This is a genomic window from Bordetella hinzii LMG 13501 (assembly GCF_001548475.1).
In the GTDB taxonomy this organism is placed as follows: domain Bacteria; phylum Pseudomonadota; class Gammaproteobacteria; order Burkholderiales; family Burkholderiaceae_B; genus Bordetella; species Bordetella hinzii.
This window is the reverse complement of record NZ_LRUJ01000005.1, coordinates 1-18,773: the sequence shown is the minus strand read 5'-3', so window position 1 is coordinate 18,773 and position 18,773 is coordinate 1. Positions and strand designations below refer to the sequence as shown.

The 18,773-nt window shown below is 68.0% G+C and carries 17 protein-coding genes; 9 read left to right on the top strand and 8 right to left on the bottom strand.

All coding sequences use genetic code 11. The annotated features are described in order from the left end of the window. Positions 1-912, bottom strand: a complete 912-nt coding sequence (gene glyQ, locus AXA74_RS04885; RefSeq protein ID WP_029581541.1) for a glycine--tRNA ligase subunit alpha — start codon at positions 910-912, stop codon at positions 1-3. Between the two features lie 263 nt (positions 913-1,175). Here glyQ and AXA74_RS04880 point away from each other — a divergent pair, with 263 nt between their 5' ends. The 7 genes from AXA74_RS04880 to AXA74_RS04850 all read left to right on the top strand — a co-directional run bounded on the left by AXA74_RS04880 (position 1,176) and on the right by AXA74_RS04850 (position 9,262). Then, positions 1,176-1,943: a crotonase/enoyl-CoA hydratase family protein gene (locus AXA74_RS04880; RefSeq protein ID WP_032957007.1), complete on the top strand. Its 768-nt coding sequence runs from the start codon at positions 1,176-1,178 to the stop codon at positions 1,941-1,943. A gap of 64 nt (positions 1,944-2,007) precedes the next feature. Beyond that, entirely contained in the window at positions 2,008-3,531 is a 1,524-nt protein-coding gene (locus AXA74_RS04875; RefSeq protein WP_032957009.1) for a fumarate hydratase, read from the top strand. Positions 3,532-3,694: 163 nt separating this feature from the next. Then, entirely contained in the window at positions 3,695-4,525 is an 831-nt protein-coding gene (locus AXA74_RS04870; protein ID WP_029581538.1) for an FAS1-like dehydratase domain-containing protein, read from the top strand. Then, the gene (locus tag AXA74_RS04865) at positions 4,522-5,709 is read left to right on the top strand and encodes a CaiB/BaiF CoA transferase family protein (RefSeq protein WP_029581537.1); all 1,188 of its coding nucleotides are present in this window, start codon (positions 4,522-4,524) and stop codon (positions 5,707-5,709) included. The genes AXA74_RS04870 and AXA74_RS04865 overlap by 4 nt, the downstream gene beginning before the upstream one ends. Next, positions 5,709-6,539 (top strand): HpcH/HpaI aldolase/citrate lyase family protein, encoded by an 831-nt coding sequence (locus AXA74_RS04860; RefSeq protein WP_029581536.1) that lies wholly within the window; start codon positions 5,709-5,711, stop codon positions 6,537-6,539. The genes AXA74_RS04865 and AXA74_RS04860 overlap by 1 nt, the downstream gene beginning before the upstream one ends. A gap of 38 nt (positions 6,540-6,577) precedes the next feature. Beyond that, complete coding sequence (locus AXA74_RS04855; protein ID WP_029581535.1) at positions 6,578-7,090, top strand: DedA family protein; 513 nt, start codon at positions 6,578-6,580, stop codon at positions 7,088-7,090. Positions 7,091-7,183: 93 nt separating this feature from the next. Next, complete coding sequence (locus AXA74_RS04850) at positions 7,184-9,262, top strand: PhoX family protein (RefSeq protein ID WP_029581534.1); 2,079 nt, start codon at positions 7,184-7,186, stop codon at positions 9,260-9,262. 84 nt (positions 9,263-9,346) lie between these two features. Here AXA74_RS04850 and AXA74_RS04845 read toward each other — a convergent pair whose 3' ends face one another. From AXA74_RS04845 to hda, 4 genes are read right to left on the bottom strand one after another with little or no spacing between them, the layout of a single operon-like run. Further along, entirely contained in the window at positions 9,347-9,820 is a 474-nt protein-coding gene (locus AXA74_RS04845; RefSeq protein ID WP_032957012.1) for a 2-amino-4-hydroxy-6-hydroxymethyldihydropteridine diphosphokinase, read from the bottom strand. Continuing rightward, positions 9,817-11,169, bottom strand: coding sequence for a polynucleotide adenylyltransferase PcnB (gene pcnB / locus AXA74_RS04840; protein WP_029581532.1), 1,353 nt, complete (start codon positions 11,167-11,169; stop codon positions 9,817-9,819). Before pcnB ends, AXA74_RS04845 begins: the two co-directional genes overlap by 4 nt. Next, the gene (locus AXA74_RS04835) at positions 11,169-11,867 is read right to left on the bottom strand and encodes an HAD family hydrolase (RefSeq protein ID WP_032957015.1); all 699 of its coding nucleotides are present in this window, start codon (positions 11,865-11,867) and stop codon (positions 11,169-11,171) included. The genes pcnB and AXA74_RS04835 overlap by 1 nt, the downstream gene beginning before the upstream one ends. Then, a complete protein-coding gene (gene hda / locus AXA74_RS04830) occupies positions 11,864-12,559 on the bottom strand; it encodes a DnaA regulatory inactivator Hda (RefSeq protein WP_032957018.1) in 696 nt (231 codons plus the stop codon). Before hda ends, AXA74_RS04835 begins: the two co-directional genes overlap by 4 nt. A gap of 248 nt (positions 12,560-12,807) precedes the next feature. Between hda and purM the strand changes: the two genes are divergently transcribed. Beyond that, positions 12,808-13,857 carry a phosphoribosylformylglycinamidine cyclo-ligase gene (purM, locus tag AXA74_RS04825; RefSeq protein ID WP_032957020.1) on the top strand — a complete coding sequence of 350 codons (1,050 nt, stop codon included), beginning with the start codon at positions 12,808-12,810 and terminating at the stop codon, positions 13,855-13,857. Positions 13,858-13,907: 50 nt separating this feature from the next. Here the strand turns inward: purM and miaA are convergent, their stop codons facing one another. After that, entirely contained in the window at positions 13,908-14,858 is a 951-nt protein-coding gene (gene miaA / locus AXA74_RS04820; RefSeq protein WP_126623615.1) for a tRNA (adenosine(37)-N6)-dimethylallyltransferase MiaA, read from the bottom strand. Between the two features lie 2 nt (positions 14,859-14,860). Further along, positions 14,861-16,726 carry a DNA mismatch repair endonuclease MutL gene (gene mutL, locus AXA74_RS04815; protein ID WP_032957023.1) on the bottom strand — a complete coding sequence of 622 codons (1,866 nt, stop codon included), beginning with the start codon at positions 16,724-16,726 and terminating at the stop codon, positions 14,861-14,863. Positions 16,727-16,846: 120 nt separating this feature from the next. On the opposite strand from mutL, the gene AXA74_RS04810 reads away from it, so the two are divergent. Then, positions 16,847-17,482, top strand: a complete 636-nt coding sequence (locus tag AXA74_RS04810; RefSeq protein ID WP_032957115.1) for a VTT domain-containing protein — start codon at positions 16,847-16,849, stop codon at positions 17,480-17,482. Between the two features lie 7 nt (positions 17,483-17,489). On the opposite strand, the gene AXA74_RS04805 is transcribed toward AXA74_RS04810, so the two are convergent. Next, entirely contained in the window at positions 17,490-18,638 is a 1,149-nt protein-coding gene (locus AXA74_RS04805) for a hypothetical protein (protein WP_155680853.1), read from the bottom strand. Between the last annotated feature and the right edge of the window lie 135 nt (positions 18,639-18,773).

Genomic DNA, 18,773 nt, shown 5'->3' with positions numbered 1-18,773 from the left:
TCAGGCGGCCTCCCCGGCGGGGGCGCTGCCGCCCAGCATGGGAAAGCCCAGTCGTTCACGGGAGTCGTAATAGGCCTGCGCGACGGCGCGCGACAGGTTGCGGATGCGGCCGATATAGGCGGCGCGCTCGGTCACGCTGATGGCGCCTCGCGCGTCCAGCATATTGAAGGTGTGCGCGGCCTTCAGGGCGGCCTCGTAGGCCGGCAGGGCCAGCGGCACGTCCATCAGGCGCTTGGCCTCGGCTTCATAGTCGTTGAAGTGCGAGAACAGCATCTCGGCCGAGGAATGCTCGAAGTTGTAGGTGGATTGCTCGACTTCGTTCTGGTGGAAGACATCGCGGTAGAGCACGCGGCGGCCGCGGCTTCCTTCGGTCCAGACCAGGTCGTACACGCTTTCGACGCCTTGCAGGTACATGGCCAGGCGTTCCAGGCCATAGGTGATCTCGCCGGTGGTGGGCGTGCAGTCCAGTCCGCCGACCTGCTGGAAATACGTGAACTGCGTCACTTCCATGCCGTTGAGCCAGACTTCCCAACCCAGGCCCCAGGCGCCCAGCGTGGGATTTTCCCAGTCGTCTTCGACGAAACGGATGTCGTGCTCGGCCGGATCGATGCCCAGGGCCTTGAGCGAACCGATGTACAGGTCGAGGATTTCCGGAGGGGCCGGCTTGAGCACCACCTGGTATTGGTAGTAGTGCTGCAGGCGGTTGGGGTTTTCGCCGTAGCGGCCGTCCTTGGGGCGGCGCGAGGGCTGGACATAGGCCGCGCGCCAGGGTTCGGGCCCGATGGCGCGCAGGAAGGTCGCCGTGTGCGAGGTACCGGCGCCGACTTCCATGTCATAGGGCTGCAGCAGGGCGCAACCTTGTTTGTCCCAGTACTCCTGGAGCGTGAGGATGATTTGCTGAAAGGTAAGCATAGGGTTCGTGGCCCGGGGCCGGGTGCGCTGACGCGGGAAAACCGTAGATTTTAACTGGCTTGCGGCCATCCCCGGCGGCAGGCGCCGGCGCGGCGCGATTTATCGCGCCCCGGGGGCGGTAGAAAAGGGGTCGGATTCCGTGGGGGGGACGGCCGTGGCGTGGACTGGGGGCGGGACGGTGTCCGGGCATTGGTCGTATCATTGCTGTTTGCCCAAGTCTTATATAAAACCCGGCGCGCCCGGGGCTACAGGAAGGAGCCAGCATGTCCGAACTCATCAAGGTGGAAGTCACCGACGGTATCCAGATCATCACGGTGAACCGCCCCGAGGCCAAGAACGCCATCAACCTGGAGACCGCCCAGGCCATGGCCGCCGCGCTCGACCAGCTCGATGCGCGCGACGATATCCGCATCGGCATCCTGACCGGCGCCGGTGGCACGTTCTCCTCGGGCATGGACCTCAAGGCCTTCGCCCAGAGCGGCCAGCGCCCGCTGATCCCGGGACGCGGCTTTGCCGGCCTGAACGAACGCCCGCCCAAGAAGCCGCTGATCGCCGCGGTGGAGGGCTATGCCCTGGCCGGGGGCTGCGAAATGGCCCTGGCCTGCGATCTTATCGTGGCCGCCGGCAACGCCAAGTTCGGCCTGCCCGAAGTCAAGCGCGGCCTGGTGGCCGGCTCGGGCGGCATGATGCGCCTGCCGCGCCGCCTGCCTTACCACGTCGCCATGGAAATCATCCTGACCGGCGATATGCTGGGCGCCGAGCGCGCCCACCAGCTGGGCCTGGTCAACCGTCTGACCGAGGCCGGCCAGGCGCTGGAAGGCGCCCTGGCCCTGGCGCGCGTCATCGTCGAGAACGGCCCGCTGGCCGTGCAGACCGCCAAGAGCATCGTGCAGCAGTCGCTGGACTGGGACCAGGAAGGCATGTTCGACCGCCAGCGTCCGCTGATCGCCCACATCTTCACATCCGCCGACGCCAAGGAAGGCGCCACCGCCTTTGCCGAGAAGCGCAAGCCCGTCTGGCAAGGCAAATAAAATCCGTTCCAGGGCCGGGCGCCGCGTCCGGCCGAATGTTCCCGTTGTTTCTCACCGTAATGCCATGACCGTCACCATCAAAGAAGAAGACCTGATCCAGTCGATCGCCGACGGGATCCAGTTCATCAGCTACTACCATCCCGTTGACTACATCCGCCATCTGGCGCGCGCCTACGAGCGCGAGGAAAGCCCGGCCGCGCGCGACGCGATGGCCCAGATCCTGACCAACTCGCGCATGTGCGCCGAAGGCAAGCGCCCGCTGTGCCAGGACACCGGCATCGTCAACGTCTTCCTGAAGATCGGCATGGACGTGCGCTTTGACACCCGGCGCAGCCTGCAGGAACTCTGCGATGAAGGCGTGCGCCGCGGCTATACCAACCCGGACAACCCGCTGCGCGCCTCGGTCCTGGACGACCCGCTCTTCGCCCGCAAGAACACGCGCGACAACACCCCCTGTATCCTGCACGTCGACCTGGTGCCCGGCAACACGGTCGACGTGCAAGTGGCTTCCAAGGGCGGCGGCTCCGAGAACAAGACCAAGTTTGTCATGCTCAATCCCAGCGACTCGCTGGTCGATTGGGTGCTCAAGACGGTGCCGACCATGGGCGCGGGCTGGTGCCCGCCGGGCATGCTGGGCATTGGCGTGGGCGGCACGGCCGAGAAGGCCATGCTGATGGCCAAGCAGTCGCTGATGGAAGACATCGATATGTACGAACTGCTGGCCCGCGGCCCGCAGAACAAGCTCGAAGAGCTGCGCATCGAACTCTATGAAAAGGTCAACGCGCTGGGCATCGGCGCGCAGGGCCTGGGCGGCCTGACGACCGTGCTGGACGTCAAGATCCACACCTTCCCGACCCACGCGGCCTCCAAGCCCGTGGCCATGATCCCCAATTGCGCGGCCACCCGCCATGCGCACTTCGTGCTGGACGGTTCCGGCCCGGCCCGCCTGGACCCGCCGTCGCTGAGCGAATGGCCCGATGTGCATTGGGCGCCGGACTACAACAAGTCCAAGCAGGTCAACCTGGATACGTTGACCCGCGAGGAAGTGGCCAGCTGGAAGCCGGGGCAGACCCTGCTGCTGTCCGGCAAGATGCTGACCGGCCGCGACGCCGCGCACAAGCGCATCCAGGACATGCTGGCGCGCGGCGAGAAGCTGCCGGTGGACTTCACCAACCGGGTCATCTACTACGTGGGCCCGGTCGATCCGGTGCGCGACGAAGTGGTCGGCCCGGCCGGCCCCACCACCGCGACCCGCATGGACAAGTTCACCGAAATGATGCTGGCCCAGACCGGCCTGATCTCCATGATCGGCAAGTCCGAGCGCGGCCCGGTGGCCATCGAGGCCATCAAGAAGCATCAATCGGCCTACCTGATGGCCGTCGGGGGCGCCGCCTACCTGGTGTCCAAGGCCATCCGCGAAGCCCGCGTGCTGGCCTTCGAAGACCTCGGCATGGAAGCCATCTACGAGTTCGACGTCAAGGACATGCCCGTGACCGTCGCCGTGGACGCCCAGGGGGTGTCGGTGCACACCACCGGCCCCAAGGAGTGGCAGGCCAAGATCGGCAAGATCCCGGTCGCCGTGGCTTGATCCCGGCACAAACCGCCTTCGGGCGGTTTTTTTTCGCCGCCGGGTTCCCGAAGCCTTTACGCACCCATTAAGCCGGAGCAAACCCCGGCTTGAGCAAAAACGAATTTACAGTCCCCGCCGGCCCCGGCATGCTCCCGGGGACTATACGCAAAGGAGCGAATTCATGTCTGAGCAGGCTCTAGACCAGTGGATCGGCAGCACCGAACGCATGGCCGACGCCCTGGATCCGGTGCACGCGGCGCGCATCGCCGCCACCTTGGGGGTGGCCGCGCCGGCCGCGGGCCAAGCCTTGCCGCCCCTGTGGCAATGGGCCTATTTCATCAAGACGGCCGATATGGCCGGCCTGGGCCGCGACGGCCATCCGGCGCGGGGCGGCTTCCTGCCACCGGCCGATGACCGCAACCGCATGTGGGCGGGCGGGCGCGTGGCGTTCCACCAGCCGCTGAAGGTGGGGGTGCCGGCCGAGCGTGTCTCCACGGTCGCCGATATCAAGGAAAAGACCGGCCGCACCGGCAGCCTGCTGTTCGTCACCGTGCGCCATGAGTTCCTGCAAGAAGGACAGGCCGCCATCGTCGAAGAGCAGGACATCGTCTACCGGCAGCCGTCGCCGCCCAAGCTGGAGGGCAGCGAAGCCGCGCCCCAGGGCCAATGGAGCGAGACCGTCGAGCCCAGCGCGGTGCTGCTGTTCCGCTACTCGGCCGTGACCTTCAATGGCCATCGCATCCACTATGACCATCCCTATGTGACCGAGGTCGAGGGCTATCCCGGCCTGGTCGTGCACGGCCCGTTGATCGCCACGTCCATGCTGTCGGCTTTCTGCCGCGCCCATCCCGAGGCGCGCCTGAAGCACTTCGCCTATCGCGGCCTGCGTCCGCTCATCTCCCCCCGGCCCTTCACGGTCGCCGGCGCGATCCAGGAGCCCGGCCTGGCCCGGCTGTGGGCCGAGCAGGACGGCACGCTGGCGCACCAGGCCGAACTGAGGTTCGAAGCATGAGCGCCCCGCGTCCCCTGGACGGCATCACTGTCGTCAGCCTGGAACATGCCATCGCCGCGCCTTTCTGCACCCGGCAATTGGCCGATATGGGCGCGCGCGTCATCAAGGTCGAGCGGCCGGGCGTGGGCGATTTCGCCCGCCGCTACGATGAGCGCGTGCGCGGACAGGCCTCGCACTTCATCTGGACCAACCGTTCCAAGGAGAGCCTCACGCTCGATCTCAAGAAGCCCGAGGCGGGCGAGATCATGCAGCGCCTGCTGGCCGAGGCCGATGTGCTGGTGCAAAACCTCGCCCCGGGCGCGGCGGCCCGCCTGGGCCTGTCTTTCGAGGCCTTGAGCGAGCGCTTCCCGCGCCTGATCGTCTGCGATATTTCCGGCTATGGCGAGGGCGGCCCCTACCAGGACAAGAAGGCCTATGACCTGCTGATCCAGAGCGAAAGCGGCTTTTTGTCGGTCACCGGAACGCCCGACGAGCCGGTCAAGGCGGGCTGCTCGATCTCGGACATCGCCGCGGGCATGTATGCCTATAGCGGCATCCTCAATGCCTTGCTGCTGCGCGGCAAGACCGGGCGGGGCAGCCGCATCGACGTCTCCATGCTGGAGAGCACGGTGGAGTGGATGGGCTATCCCATGTACTACGCCTTCGAGGACGCGCCGCCGCCGCCGCGCGCGGGGGCTTCCCATGCCACCATCTATCCCTACGGCCCCTTCCCGGTGGGCGACGGCAAGACCATCATGCTGGGGCTGCAGAACGAACGCGAATGGAAGGTGTTCTGCGATCAGGTGCTGTGCCAGCCCGAATTGGCCGCCGACAGCCGCTTCGAGAGCAATTCGCGCCGCACGGCCAACCGCGACAGCCTGCGCCAGCTCATCGTGCAGGCCTTTGCCGCGCTGACCATCGACGAGGTCACCGACCGCCTGGAGGCGGCCCAGATCGCCAATGCCCGCGTCAACGACATGAAGGGCGTCTGGGAGCATCCCCAGCTCAAGGCGCGCGACAACTGGCGCGAGATCGACAGCCCGGCCGGCCGCATTCCGTCCTTCCTGCCGCCGGCGCACAACAATGCCTTCAGTCCGCGCATGGACGCCGTGCCGGCCGTGGGCGAAAACACCGACGCGGTGTTAGCATCGTTGGGGTATGCGCCCGACGATGTGGCGCGCCTGCATGCCGCGGAGGTTGTGTAATGTCCTCAGTCATCCGAACCGCGCTGTTCGTGCCCGCCAACCGGCCGGACCGCATCCCCAAGGCCCTGGCCACCGGCGCCGACACCGTCATCGTCGACCTCGAAGACGCGGTCGAGCATCTGGCCAAGGACAGCGCCCGCCAGACCCTGCTGGACTTCCTGGACGCGCATCCCGATGTGCGCCTGTGGGTCCGCGTCAACGACGCCAGCACGCCCTGGCATGACGCCGACCTGCAAGCCCTGCGGGGGCGCGCCACGGTCAGCGGCATCGTCCTGCCCAAGGCCGAGAGCATGGCCCAGGTGCGCCATGCGGCGCAGACCAATATCCCCGTCATCCCCATCGTCGAAACGGCGCAGGGCGTGCTCAACCTGGCGGAGATCGCCGCCACGCCCGGCGTGCAGCGCCTGGCTTTCGGCTCACTGGACTATTCCCTGGACCTGTCCATGACGCCCGACACCGAGGGCGCCGACCTGGTGCTGGACCACGCCCGCGTGCAGCTGCTGCTGCATGGCCGGGTGGCCGGCCTGGCGCAGCCTTTGTATGGCGTCTTTCCCGGTATCCAGGACACGAGCGGCCTGCGCGCCGCGGCCATCCGGGCGCGCGACATGGGCTTTGGCGGCCTGCTGTGCATCCATCCGACCCAGGTGCCGGTAGTGCACGAGGCCTTCCTGCCGCCGCTGGCCGATCTCGAATGGGCCCGCCAGGTGGTGCGCGCCCACCGCGATAGCGGCCTGGCGGCTTTCAAGCTGGACGGCAAGATGATCGATGCGCCTGTCATCGCCCGCGCCCGCCGCCTGCTGGAGAGGGCCGGCGAGAGCCTCCCCGCCTAGCGTCAAGGGGCAGGCGCCCGCGTGCCTGCCCGACGGCCATGCAGACCCTGCACCACCTGCTGCTGGTTTATGGCGCCTGGGCGCTCTTTCTCTGTGTCTACCTGGAGTCCATGGGCGTGCCCGTGCCGGGCGAGTCCGCCGTGGTGCTGTCCTCGCTGCTGGCCGTGCACGGCGAGATGCCGCTGGCGGCCTTGCTGGCCGCGGTCTTTCTGGGATCGGTGCTGGGCGATTGCACGGGCTACGCCATCGGCCGTTTCGGCGGGCGCCGCCTGCTGCTGCGCCATGGCCATCTGGTCAAGCTCACGCCCGAGCGGCTGGCGTCGCTGGAACAACAGTTCCGCAAGCGCGGCGTCTATCTCGTGATGGGCGCTCGCTTCGTGGTGGTGCTGCGCCAACTCAACGGCCTTATCGCCGGTTCGGCCGGCATGCCGTTTCACCGTTTTGTCGCGGCCAATGCCATCGGCGCCCTGGCCTGGACGGCGGTGTGGGGCGCGGGCCCTTATCTGGCGGCCGACGTCTACCGCCCGCTGTTGCAATGGTGGCGCGGCTAGCCGCGTGTTTCAGCTTGCTGTCATGAGCGGTTAACGTTCAGTTCTTAGGATCTTGCTTCCCACAACTGGCGCGACTCTACGACAGGAGCCCACATGAGCAAGTCCATAACAGACAAGGTCGTCCGCAACTCCAGCAGCAACCTTCCCTTCAGCGAAATCCTCGAGCGCAACCTGTCGCGCCGCGCGGTGATGCGCGGCAGCCTCGCCGCGCTGGCCACCATGGGCTCGCTGGGCCTGGCCGCCTGCGGCAGCAGCGGCAGCGATGACGATGACGCCACGGCGCCGGGCAACGGCGGCGGCACCACGCCGACCACGCCGCCGCAGGCCCTGAAGCTGGGCTTCGAGTCGCTGCCCGCTTCCATGACCGACGCCTGTGTCGTGCCGGCGGGCTATGTGGCCCATGTCCTCGGCGCCTGGGGCACGCCGCTCAACGACAACGCCCAGCCCTGGGACAAGAATGGCAACAACAGCTCCAACGATCTGTTGAACTCCACCGGCATGCACCATGACGGCATGCATTACTTCCCGCTGCAAGGCAGCTCGACCGAGGGCTTGCTGGTCGTCAACCACGAATACATCGACCAGGGCGCGCTGCATCCCAACGGCCCGACGCGCGTGGCTGGCAAGCGTCCGGCCGAGGAAGTCCGCAAGGAAATCAACGCCCATGGCGTGGCCGTGATGCACATCCGCAAGGAAAACGGCAGCTGGAACATCGTCAACAACTCGCGCTATAACCGCCGCTTCACCTCCGCCACGGCCATGAAGCTGGCCGGCCCCGTCGCCGGCACCGACTGGGTCAAGACGCCGTTCTCGCCCAATGGCTCGCAAGTGCGCGGCACCAACAACAACTGCGGCAATGGCACCACGCCCTGGGGCACGTACATCACGGCTGAAGAGAACTGGGCGGCCTGCTTTGTGAACACCGCGGCGCGTCCGGCCCACCAGGTCCGCGTCGGCGTGAGCGCGACGGCCGGCCGCTATGGCTGGGAAAGCGCCGCCAACGATCCCTCCGAGGTGCTGGGCGAGTTTGCGCGCTTCAATGTCACGCCGACGGGCGCCGACGCCACGCAGGACTGGCGCAATGAAGTCAACGGCTTCGGCTATCTGGTCGAGATCGATCCCTATGACCCGAACAGCATCGCCACCAAGCGCACCGCCATGGGCCGCTTTGCCCACGAGGGCTGCGCCTATAGCAAGCTGGAAGCGGGCAAGCCGGTCTCCTTCTACTCGGGCGACGATTCGCAGTTCGAATATATCTACCGCTTCGTTTCCGAAGCCGTCTGGGATCCCAAGGACGCCGAGCGCACCGACCGCCTGGCTGTCGGCGCGAAGTACCTGGACAAGGGCACGCTCTATGTCGCGCGCTTCGACGAGGACGGCAGCGGCACCTGGCTGCCCCTGACGCCGGCCACGGTCGGCGCCGGCGGCCGCACGCTGGGCGATGAGTTCGGCTCGCTGGAAAACATCATCATCAACACCCGCGGCGCGGCGGACTTCGTGGGCGCCACGCCCATGGACCGTCCGGAATGGACCGCCACGCATCCGGGCAATGGCGACATCTACCTGAGCCTGACCAACAACACGCGCCGCAATGCGGCCTCGGGCACCAATCCGCCCAATCCGCGCCTGAATAACGTCAACGGCCATATCGTGCGTTGGCACGACGAGCCCGGCTCGACCCGGTTCAAGTGGGACATCTTCGTTTTTGGATCGAGCGCCGGCGCCGACGCGGACACCAACCGTTCGGGCCTGACCGCCATGAACGAGCTGGCCAGCCCCGACGGCCTGGCCTTCGATGACCGCGGCATCCTGTGGATCCAGACCGACAATGGCATCGACAACGGCCGCAACAACGACGTGGCCCGCACCGTCAATGACCAGATGCTGGCCGTCATTCCCGGCGCGCTGGCCGACAGCAGCGGCACCGGTCCGGCCATCAATGCCGGCAACCAGGCGGATCTGCGCCGTTTCTTCGTGGGCCCCAACGAAGCCGAGATCACCGGCTTTGCCTTCACGCCGGACTACACCTCGATCTTCCTGAACGTGCAGCATCCCGTGAACTGGCCGGCCTACGACACCGATGATGCGACCGTCGCCACGACCGGCGTCGTGCGTCCGCGCTCGTCGACGGTGGTGATCCAGCGCGCCGACGGCGGCAAGATCGGCGTATAGGGGAGACGGGCCCGGCGGCGCCGGGCACCGGGAGCGCGGTCTGGCGTTGTGCGCAGGCCCGTCCGGGTGTCTGGCGCCGCGCGCCTAGATTTGCTCGATCGCCTGGTCGCCCACGGCCCGCAGCAGGTCGGCGTAGCTGCCCTGGGGCAGTTCCAGCGCCGGCGCCAGGTCGCGCAGGGGATAGAGCACGAAGGCGCGTTCGTGCAGTCTCGGGTGGGGCAAGGTCAGGCGCGGCGTGTCCATGCGCAGCCCGCCGTAGAGCAGCAGGTCGAGGTCCAGCGTGCGCGGGGCGTTCTTGTAGGGGCGCTCGCGGCCATGCCGGGTTTCGAGCGCCTGCAGGGCGTCGAGCAGTTCGAGCGGCGCCAGCGTGGTGTCCAGCTCGGCGACCGCATTGATGAAGTCGGGGCCGCTGGCCTGGACCGGCGCCGAGCGGTAGAAGGGCGAGGCGCGGCAGGCCTGCACGCCGGGCAGGGCGGCGATCTCGGCCAGGACGGCGCGCAGGGTCGCGGCGCCGTCTCCGAGATTGGCGCCCAGGCCGACGTAGGCGCGCTGGCTCATTCGGCGCTGTTGCGGCGGCGGCGCGGCCGGCGGCGGCGGCGCGAGGGGCCGCTTTCTTCGCCGCTGTCTTCGCGCGGCTGGCGCGCGGACTCTTCGATCATCTCGGCGCGCGTGGCGTCGTCGGCGTTGGCCAGGTCCATCCACCATTGGGCCAGCACGCTGTCGAATTCGCCGGCGGCGGCGCGCAGCTGCAGGAAGTCGCAGGCCGCGCGGAAACGCGGCTGTTCGATCATGCGATAGGCGGTCTTGCCGCCCCGGCGTTCGAAGCGCGGCTGCATGAACCAGATTTCGCGCATGTCCGAGGAGAAGCGGCGCTGGATGGCAAGCTTTTCGGTTTGTTCGTCCAGCACGGAATCGGCGGCCTGCACCAGCGAGGGGATATTGTGTTCGCCGCGGCCGCGCAGTTCTTTCCAGCGCGACTCGACCTGCTGCCAGAGCAGGGCGGCGAACAGGAAGCTGGGGCTGATGGTCTTGCCGGCCCGCACGCGCGCGTCGGTGCGCTCCAGCGCCAGCTCGACGAAGTGCTCGCCGCCGGGCTGCTCCAGCACCACGTCCAGCAGCGGCAGCAGGCCATGGTGCAGGCCGTCGGCGCGCAGCTGGCGCAGGCAGTCCATGGCATGGCCGCAGGTCAGCAGCTTGAGCATCTCGTCGAACAGGCGCGAGGCCGGCACGTTCTCGATCAGGGCGGCCATGGTGCGGATGGGCTGCCGCGTGGCCGGATCTATCGTGCCGTTGAGCTTGGCGGCGAAGCGCACGGCGCGCAGCATGCGCACGGGGTCTTCGCGGTAGCGCTTGACCGGGTCGCCGATCATGCGGATCTGGCGCTTTTTCAGGTCTTGCACGCCGTTGTGATAGTCGATGACTTCTTCGGTGTGCGGGTCGTAGTAGAGCGCGTTCATGGTGAAGTCGCGCCGCGCCGCGTCTTCTTCCTGGCTGCCGAAGACGTTGTCGCGCAGGATGCGCCCGTGCTCGTCGGTTTCCTGGTCGGCCGAGGCCGGCGCGCGGAAAGTGGACGTCTCGATGATCTCCTGGCCGAAGACCACGTGCACCAGCTGGAAGCGCCGGCCGATGATGCGCGCGCGGCGGAACAGCGGGCGGATCTGCTCGGGCGTGGCATTGGTGGCCACGTCGAAGTCCTTGGGTTCCAGGCCCATGATCAGGTCGCGCACGGCGCCGCCTACGATATAGGCTTCATAGCCGTGCTGGCGCAGGACTTCGCAGACCTTGATGGCATGCCGGGAGACATTGCGGCGGTCGATGCCGTGCTTGTCGCTGGCGATGCGTTGCGGGCCTCGGTTGACGGGCCCGAACAGGCGTCCGACGAATTTTCGTATGGTGTCGGTGATCATCAGGACTTGTGGTCTTCGAGATGGTCGAACATGTCCAGCACCTGCCAGCCGCGTTGCAGCGCGGTCTGGCGCAGGCTGGGGCTGGGGTTGGTGGCGATGGGACGGGTGACGACTTCAAGCAAGGGAATATCGTTGGTGGAATCGCTGTAGAAGAAAGACTCGGAGAAGTCGTTCAGCGACAGCTGTTGAGCGGCCAGCCACTGCTTGACCCGCACGACCTTGCCGGTCTTGAAGCTGGGCGTGCCTTCGATGCGGCCAGTGTAGCGGCCATTGCGGTATTCGGCATCGGTGGCGATCAGGTGCGGGATGCCGAAGGCGCGGGCGATGGGGGCGGTGACGAAGCTGTTGGTGGCGGTGACCACGGCGCACAGGTCGCCGGCGGCCAGGTGTCCGGCGACCAGGTCCAGCGGCCGGGTGTGCATGGCCGGGCGTATCACCTCGGCCATGAATTCCTCGTGCCAGGCCGCCAGCTCGAAGGGGCTGTGCGCGGCCAGCAGGCCCAGCATGAATTCGGCGGCCTGCTCGGCGGTGAGTTCGCCGCGGTTGTAGCGCTCCATCAGGTCGTCGTTGCGGCGCCGGGCTTCGTCGGGGTCGCCCGCGCGTCCGGTGCGCGCCAGGAAATCGGCCCATTGATAATCACTGTCCAGCGGCAGCAGGGTGTGGTCCAGGTCAAACAGGGCGAGACGGCGGGTGCTCATGTGGCTTGGGATTCGGCAAGCATGGCGCGCAAAAGCGCCGTGGTGATGGGGCGGCCTGTGGCCAGGGAATAGCGGTCCAGCGCGTCAAGCAGCGCGGCCAGCTTGCGGATGTCGCGCTCGTGGTGCGTCAACATCCAGTTGATGACCTCGGGCGCCAATTGCAGGCCGCGGTCGGCGGCCTGGGCCGACAGCGCGGACAGCTTGTCGGCATCCGAAAGAGGTTCGAGGCGAAACACCAGGTCCCAGCCGAGGCGGGTGCGCAGGTCTTCGCGCAGGGGCAGCGACATGGGCGCGCGATCGCCGGCCACGGCCAGCGCGAACGCGCGGTCGGTCGCCGCCGATTCGCGCCAGCGATTGTACAGGGCGAAGAGGGCCGCCTGCCTGGCCTTGTCCATCAGGTGCACGTCGTCGACGGCGATGATGGCCGGCATGGGCGCGGTGGAGTCGGCTTGGGCGAGCTGGCGCAGCATCTGCGGCCCGCTGGGCGCATCGATATAGACCGCCTCGGCGCGCGAGGCCAGGCCGCGCAGCAGATGGCTGCGCCCGCAGCCCGCCGGGCCCCACAGGTAGATGGCGCGCCCCGCGGCGAGGGCGCGAGCGGCCGCCAATGCCTCGCCGTTGGGGCCGGCAATGAAGTTATTCAGCGAAGGCGCTGGCGCAGGAAGTACGTCAAGCAGCAGCTGGCGGTTCATTGGAATTGCAATAAGACTAGCTTGGGGCCGGGCGCGGCGTCGTGCGCGGCTAACCCTTAACTTTAAACCACGAAAGCCTCTTCCGTCCTGCGCGGATGCCGCCCGGAGCCGCCAATCGGGAAAAAAGGTGTCGGAAAGCAGCGAATCCGCGCCGGATCGGCCCCGGATTGGGTCTGTTCGCCGCTTCGTCTAAAATCCCGCTCTACTCCCCCGAATCCGCAATTGTTACATTTCCCACGGTTTTCCTCATGACCAATGAACACACCGCTCCCCTGACCTACCGCGACGCCGGGGTTGATATCGACGCCGGCGATGCGCTGGTCGACCGCATCAAGCCGCTGGCCGCGCGCACCATGCGCCCGGGCGTGCTGGGGGGCATCGGCGGGTTCGGCGCCCTGTTCGAGGTGCCCAAGAAATACCGTGAGCCCGTGCTGGTCTCGGGCACCGACGGCGTGGGCACCAAGCTGCGCCTGGCCTTTGACTGGAACCGCCACGACACGGTCGGCATCGACCTGGTCGCCATGAGCGTGAACGACATCCTGGTCCAGGGCGCCGAGCCCCTGTTCTTCCTCGATTATTTCGCCTGCGGCAAGTTGTCGGTGGACACCGCGGCGGCCGTGGTGGGCGGCATCGCCCGGGGCTGCGAACTGGCCGGCTGCGCCCTGATCGGCGGTGAAACCGCCGAAATGCCCGGCATGTACCCGGAAGGCGAGTATGACCTCGCCGGCTTCGCCGTCGGCGCGGTCGAAAAATCGGCCATCATCGACGGCAAGTCCATCCAGCCGGGCGACGTCGTGCTGGGCCTGGCCTCCAGCGGCGCGCACTCCAACGGCTACTCCCTGGTGCGCAAGATCCTCGATCGCGCCGGCGCGCGCCCGGAGCAGGATTTCGACGGCCAGCCGCTGGTCGACGTCGTCATGGCGCCGACCCGCATCTACGTCAAGCAGGTCCTGGCCGCCATGGCCGAGCACGGCGCGGCCATCAAGGGCCTGGCCCACATCACCGGCGGCGGCCTGGTCGAGAACGTGCCGCGCATCCTGCAAAAAGGCCTGGCGGCCCGGCTGAACCGCGATGGCTGGGAAATGCCCAAGCTGTTCCAGTGGCTGCAACAGCAGGGCGCGGTCGCCGACGCGGAAATGCACCGCGTCTTCAACTGCGGCATTGGCATGGTGCTGGTGGTCGCCGCCGATCAGGCCGACGCCATCGCCGCCACGCTGCGCGGCCAGGGCGAAGTGGTCAAGCGCATCGGCGAAATCGTGCCCCAGGAAAGCGGCATGGCCCAGACCTTCGTGGTCTGAGCGCCCGGCCCCGCGAGCCCACACCCGCCAAGATGGCGGGTTTTTTTTGGCTATGCGCCGACGGCCGGGTCCAGATAGGGCGCCGCCATGTCGAGCACGCGCGCGACGGCATCGGGCGCCAGGCAATCGACGATGAGGCGGCCGGGCTGGGCGCGCAGCCAGGTAAGCTGCCGCTTGGCGAGCTGGCGGGTCGCGGCGATGCCCTGCTCGCGCGCCTGTTCGAGCCCGATTTCGCCATCGAGGTGGGCCCATATCTGGCGGTAGCCCACGCAGCGCACCGAAGGCAGGCCCGGGTGCAGGTCGCCGCGGGCATGCAGGCGGCGCACCTCGTCGACCAGTCCGGCCTGCAGCATGGCGTCAAAGCGCTGGGCGATGCGCGCATGCAGCCCGGCGCGGTCCGCGGGTTCGAGGCTGATGGTCACGAAACGATGGCCGGTGTCGGCGCGGCGGTCCTGGCCGGTGAGCAGGGCCGACATAGGCTGGCCGGAGAGCAGGCAGATCTCCAGCGCGCGCTGGATGCGCTGGCTGTCATTGGGCGAGAGGCGCGCCGCCGTCACGGGATCGTGCCGCGCCAGTTCGGCGTGCAGGGCCGGCCAGCCCTGTTCGGCGGCGCGGGCTTCGAGTTCGGCCCGCAGGGCGGGGTCGGCCTGGGGCAGGTCGTCCAGCCCCTCGCGCAAGGCCTTGTAGTAGAGCATGGTGCCGCCGGCCAGCAAGGGAATGCGGCCGCGCGCCTGGATCTCGGCTATCAGGCGCAGCGCGTCCCCGCGGAACTCCGCTGCCGAATAGGATTCGGCGGCGTCGCGGATATCCAGCAAATGCTGCGGCACTTGGGCCTGCTCGGCCTGCGTCGGCTTGGCGGTGCCGATGTCCATGCCACGATAGATCGTCGCCGAATCGACGTTGATGATTTCGAGCGGCCAACGCCGGGCCAGGGCCAGGGTGGCGGCGCTCTTGCCGGCCGCGGTCGGGCCGGCCAGGCAGATCAGGGCGGGCTGCTCCATGCTCACTGGCCGCGCAAGAACAGCTTGTCCAGGTCGCTGACCGACCACTGGATCCATGTGGGCCGGCCATGATTGCATTGGTCGGCGCGCTCAGTGGCTTCCATTTGGCGCAGCAGCGCGTTCATTTCCTCGAGGGTGAGGCGGCGGTTGGCGCGCACCGAACCATGGCAGGCCATGGTCGAAAGCAGCTCGTTGCGCTGCTCGGTCAGCAGCCGGGATTCGCCCACCGAGCCGAGATCGCGCAGCACGGCGCGCGCCAGGCTTTCGATGTCGCCGCGCGCCAGCAGCGCGGGCACGCTGCGCACGGCGATGGAGCTGGGGCCGGACGGGCGCATCTCGAAGCCGAGTTCGGCCAGCTGGCCGGCGTACTCCTCGACCAGGGCGACGTCTTTTTCCTGGGCGTGGAAAACCACCGGCACCAGGAGGTCCTGGCGCGGCAGGTTGCGGCTGTCCAGGGCGCGCTTGAGCTGTTCATAGACGACGCGCTCGTGCGCGGCGTGCATGTCGACCAGGATGAGGCCGCGGGCGTTCTGCGCCAGGATGTAGACGCCATGCAGCTGGCCCAGCGCCATGCCCAGCGGCTGATCCTCGTGCTCGGGCAGCGGGCTGGCGGCCGGAGCGGGGCGGGGCGCCGGCTCGGCCAGCATGGCCGGCGCCGCGGCGGCCTCGGCCAGCGGCCGGTACAGGGATTGCCAGTCGCTGGCCGCGACGCCTTCGGGCTCTTGCAGCCGGAAAGGCACCTGGGTATGCGGGCGCGAGGCGGGCGCATAGGGGCTGGGCCGCAGGACGGCCGCCGGGCGCGCCGGGGCCGCCTCGGCAGCCTCGACGGCGGCTTCGGGAGCCGGCGCGGGGCCGGCCTCGCCCTCCAGCGCCTGGGCGCCGCCGGTCTGCGCCAGCGTCTGTCCGACCACCTGTGCCACGAAGCGATGCACGGCGCCGCTATCGCGAAAACGCACTTCGTGCTTGGCCGGATGGACGTTGACGTCCACGGCCGCCGGGTCCACGTCGAGGTAGAGCACATAGGCCGGCTGGCGGTCGCCGTGCAGCACATCGGCATAGGCGCTGCGCAAGGCATGGCTGACCGTGCGGTCGCGCACATAGCGGCCGTTGACATAGAGGTATTGGCGGTCGGCGCGCGCGCGCGCCGCTGTCGGCCGGGTCACCATGCCCATGAGGCCGATGGCGCCGTAGCGGGTGTCGACCGGCAGGGCCTGGCTGGCGAACTCCGCGCCCAGCACATCGCGGATACGCTGGCCCGGATCGGCCGGCAGCCATTGGCGCTGGGCCTTGTCGTGGTGGAACAGGCGGAAGGCGATCTGCGGATGGGCCAGGGCGATGCGTTCCAGCGCATCCAGGCAATGCCCGAACTCGGTGGCCTCCGAGCGCAGGAACTTGCGCCGCGCCGGCACATTGTCGAACAGCTGGCGCACATCCACCGTGGTGCCGGCCGGCCCCGAGGCGGGGCTGACCTCGCCGCTCGCGGCGTCGATCTGCCAGGCGTGCTCGCCATTGCGGACCCGCGAAATGATGGCCAGGCGCGCCACCGAGGAGATGGAGGCCAGCGCCTCCCCGCGAAACCCCATGGACGCGACGGATTCCAGCTCCGTGAGCGAACGGATCTTGCTGGTTGCATGGCGCGCCACGGCCAGCGGCAGTTCTTCGGGCGGGATGCCAAAGCCGTCGTCGCTGACGGCGATGCGCCGTATACCGCCGCCCTCCAGGCGGATCTCGATGGCCCGGGCGCCGGCGTCGATGGCGTTTTCGAGGATTTCCTTCAGCACCGAAGCCGGGCGCTCGATCACCTCGCCGGCCGCAATCTGGCTGATCAGCAGGTCGGGCAGTGGGGCAATGGAGCGGCGGTCGGACATGGCGGGCTGGGGTCGAAGCAGGGGTATGCCGGCGATTTTAGCCCCTGCCGGGGCTGGGCTATAGTGTCTCTTCTTTTCGAGGCAAGGCCGGGGCGCGCGCAGACAATGGATTTTCTCAACATGATCCTGCACATCGATCAGACCTTCGGTGTCTGGATCGACCAGTATGGCGCATGGGTCTATCTGGTGCTCTTTTTGATTGTCTTTGCCGAGACGGGGCTGGTCATCCTGCCCTTTTTGCCCGGCGATTCGCTGCTCTTCATCGCCGGGGCCTTCGGCGCCAGCGGCGCCGTCGATCCGGTGCTGTTGGCCCTGCTGCTGGTGGTCGCCGCCGTGACGGGCAACACCCTCAACTACTGGATAGGCCGCAGCCTGGGGCCGCGCGTCTTCACCATGAATGTGCGCTTCCTGGACCGGGGCGCGCTGCTCAAGACGCATCTCTTCTATGAGAAGCACGGCGGCAAGACCATTGTCATGTCCCGCTTCATCCCCGTGGTGCGGACCTTCGCGCCTTTCGTGGCGGGCGTGGCGCAGATGCCGCAAGGCCGGTTCCAGTTCTTCAATGTCAGCGGCGCGCTGCTTTGGGTCGTGGGCCTGATCACCGCCGGTTACTTCTTCGGCAATATCCCCGTCATCAAGGACCATCTCAACACCATCGTGCTGGTGGGCCTGGCCGCGGCCATCGTGCCGGTCGCGGCGGCGGCCATCGTGCGCTTCTTGCGCGGCCGGCGCCGCTCCGGCGGCGCCGCGCGCTGAAGCGGGCTCAATGGCCGGCGGTGGGCCGGCGTGACGTGGCCTTGGCTGGCGGGGCCTTCGGCCTGGCCGGTTCGGCCCGGGGTTTGGCGGGCTCGACCTTGGGCTGGACGGTGATGATGGCCTGCCGGTCTTCGGGCAGCCATTGCAAGCCCGTCGCCCGCATGTCCAGGCTGTCCAGGATGCGTTGCGTGTGCTTGCCGTTGGGCGTCTTGGTCAGGAAGCCCTGCAGGTCCGGCCGCGCGCCGGCCGCGGCGAAAAAAGCCTGGCTTGTCTCGTTGACGATATTGTCGCGCACGATGGTCCGGGGCAGCCGGCCATAGTAGCCATGGGCCTTGGCCGCGATGCTGTATTGCGCCAGGACCACATCGTTGGCGAAGTAGGGGCGTTGCGCGTTCTGGCGCCAGTTCTGGTGCATGATCCAGCGATCGGGTGAGAAGGAGTTGACGAACAGATTGATGGGTTGGTCGGGGGGCAGGTCCGATAGCGCATAGGTCCCGCCGACGGACCCCGCCGCGCCGCCTCGGTCCTGCCGCTGTGTGATGAATGCCTGTTGCAGCAGGTCCATGGCCTGGCGCCGTTCCGGTTGCGCCAGGTGACGCGACAGGATGTCGGTCGTGCTTGCCCCGGGCAGGGTGGAGACGTGCAGGTCCAGCCGGTCGATCAGCGGGTTGAACTGAATCCGGTCTATTGTCAGATCCAGTGCGTCCATCAGGCGTTGCGCCTGCCTGCCCGCGCGCGTGCCGCTCAGGAAGCGCTCGCTATTCACCTCGCCGTCGGCATTGCGGAACGGCGCTGTCCTGTCCTGGGAGTCCAGCATGAAAACCAGCTTGCCCGGCCGCTGGTCCTCGAAGCCGTCCGCGCGGGCCGCGGTCAGGTATTGGGAGAGGATGACGTCCGCCGTGTTGTAGCGCGTCTCGTGGCGAGGCCGCTGGCTGGGGGGCAGCAGGGTCCAGGTTTCCGGCGTGAAGGTGTTGACGTAGTGGTGCTCGGGGTCTTTGTCCTGGGTCTTGATCGTGTGCATTCCCTCGACCCGGTAATAGGGATGGTCGGAGAGATCCAGAGTGGACATCTGGTCGCTCAACACAAAATCGAAGCGCCGCTTGTTCGACGGATCCGCGAGATACCCGGCGAGCACGTCGGCGGGGGCTTGGGCCATGGCGGACTTGCTGGCCGCCTTGGCGTTCTTGGGCCGTGCGCCGGTGGCGGGAGGCCGGGCGCCACCGGCGGGAGGCCGTGCGCCGGTGGCGGCGGGCCGGGCGCCGGCGGCCGGCCGGGTTCTGGCGGCGGATGG

What these genes read in the sequence shown, in the direction of transcription:
- glyQ (WP_029581541.1), bottom strand. Translation starts at nt 912, where the DNA reads ATGCTTACCTTTCAGCAAATCATCCTCACGCTCCAGGAGTACTGGGAC.
- AXA74_RS04880 (WP_032957007.1), top strand. Translation starts at nt 1,176, where the DNA reads ATGTCCGAACTCATCAAGGTGGAAGTCACCGACGGTATCCAGATCATC.
- AXA74_RS04875 (WP_032957009.1), top strand. Translation starts at nt 2,008, where the DNA reads ATGACCGTCACCATCAAAGAAGAAGACCTGATCCAGTCGATCGCCGAC.
- AXA74_RS04870 (WP_029581538.1), top strand. Translation starts at nt 3,695, where the DNA reads ATGTCTGAGCAGGCTCTAGACCAGTGGATCGGCAGCACCGAACGCATG.
- AXA74_RS04865 (WP_029581537.1), top strand. Translation starts at nt 4,522, where the DNA reads ATGAGCGCCCCGCGTCCCCTGGACGGCATCACTGTCGTCAGCCTGGAA.
- AXA74_RS04860 (WP_029581536.1), top strand. Translation starts at nt 5,709, where the DNA reads ATGTCCTCAGTCATCCGAACCGCGCTGTTCGTGCCCGCCAACCGGCCG.
- AXA74_RS04855 (WP_029581535.1), top strand. Translation starts at nt 6,578, where the DNA reads ATGCAGACCCTGCACCACCTGCTGCTGGTTTATGGCGCCTGGGCGCTC.
- AXA74_RS04850 (WP_029581534.1), top strand. Translation starts at nt 7,184, where the DNA reads ATGAGCAAGTCCATAACAGACAAGGTCGTCCGCAACTCCAGCAGCAAC.
- AXA74_RS04845 (WP_032957012.1), bottom strand. Translation starts at nt 9,820, where the DNA reads ATGAGCCAGCGCGCCTACGTCGGCCTGGGCGCCAATCTCGGAGACGGC.
- pcnB (WP_029581532.1), bottom strand. Translation starts at nt 11,169, where the DNA reads ATGATCACCGACACCATACGAAAATTCGTCGGACGCCTGTTCGGGCCC.
- AXA74_RS04835 (WP_032957015.1), bottom strand. Translation starts at nt 11,867, where the DNA reads ATGAGCACCCGCCGTCTCGCCCTGTTTGACCTGGACCACACCCTGCTG.
- hda (WP_032957018.1), bottom strand. Translation starts at nt 12,559, where the DNA reads ATGAACCGCCAGCTGCTGCTTGACGTACTTCCTGCGCCAGCGCCTTCG.
- purM (WP_032957020.1), top strand. Translation starts at nt 12,808, where the DNA reads ATGACCAATGAACACACCGCTCCCCTGACCTACCGCGACGCCGGGGTT.
- miaA (WP_126623615.1), bottom strand. Translation starts at nt 14,858, where the DNA reads ATGGAGCAGCCCGCCCTGATCTGCCTGGCCGGCCCGACCGCGGCCGGC.
- mutL (WP_032957023.1), bottom strand. Translation starts at nt 16,726, where the DNA reads ATGTCCGACCGCCGCTCCATTGCCCCACTGCCCGACCTGCTGATCAGC.
- AXA74_RS04810 (WP_032957115.1), top strand. Translation starts at nt 16,847, where the DNA reads ATGATCCTGCACATCGATCAGACCTTCGGTGTCTGGATCGACCAGTAT.
- AXA74_RS04805 (WP_155680853.1), bottom strand. Translation starts at nt 18,638, where the DNA reads ATGGCCCAAGCCCCCGCCGACGTGCTCGCCGGGTATCTCGCGGATCCG.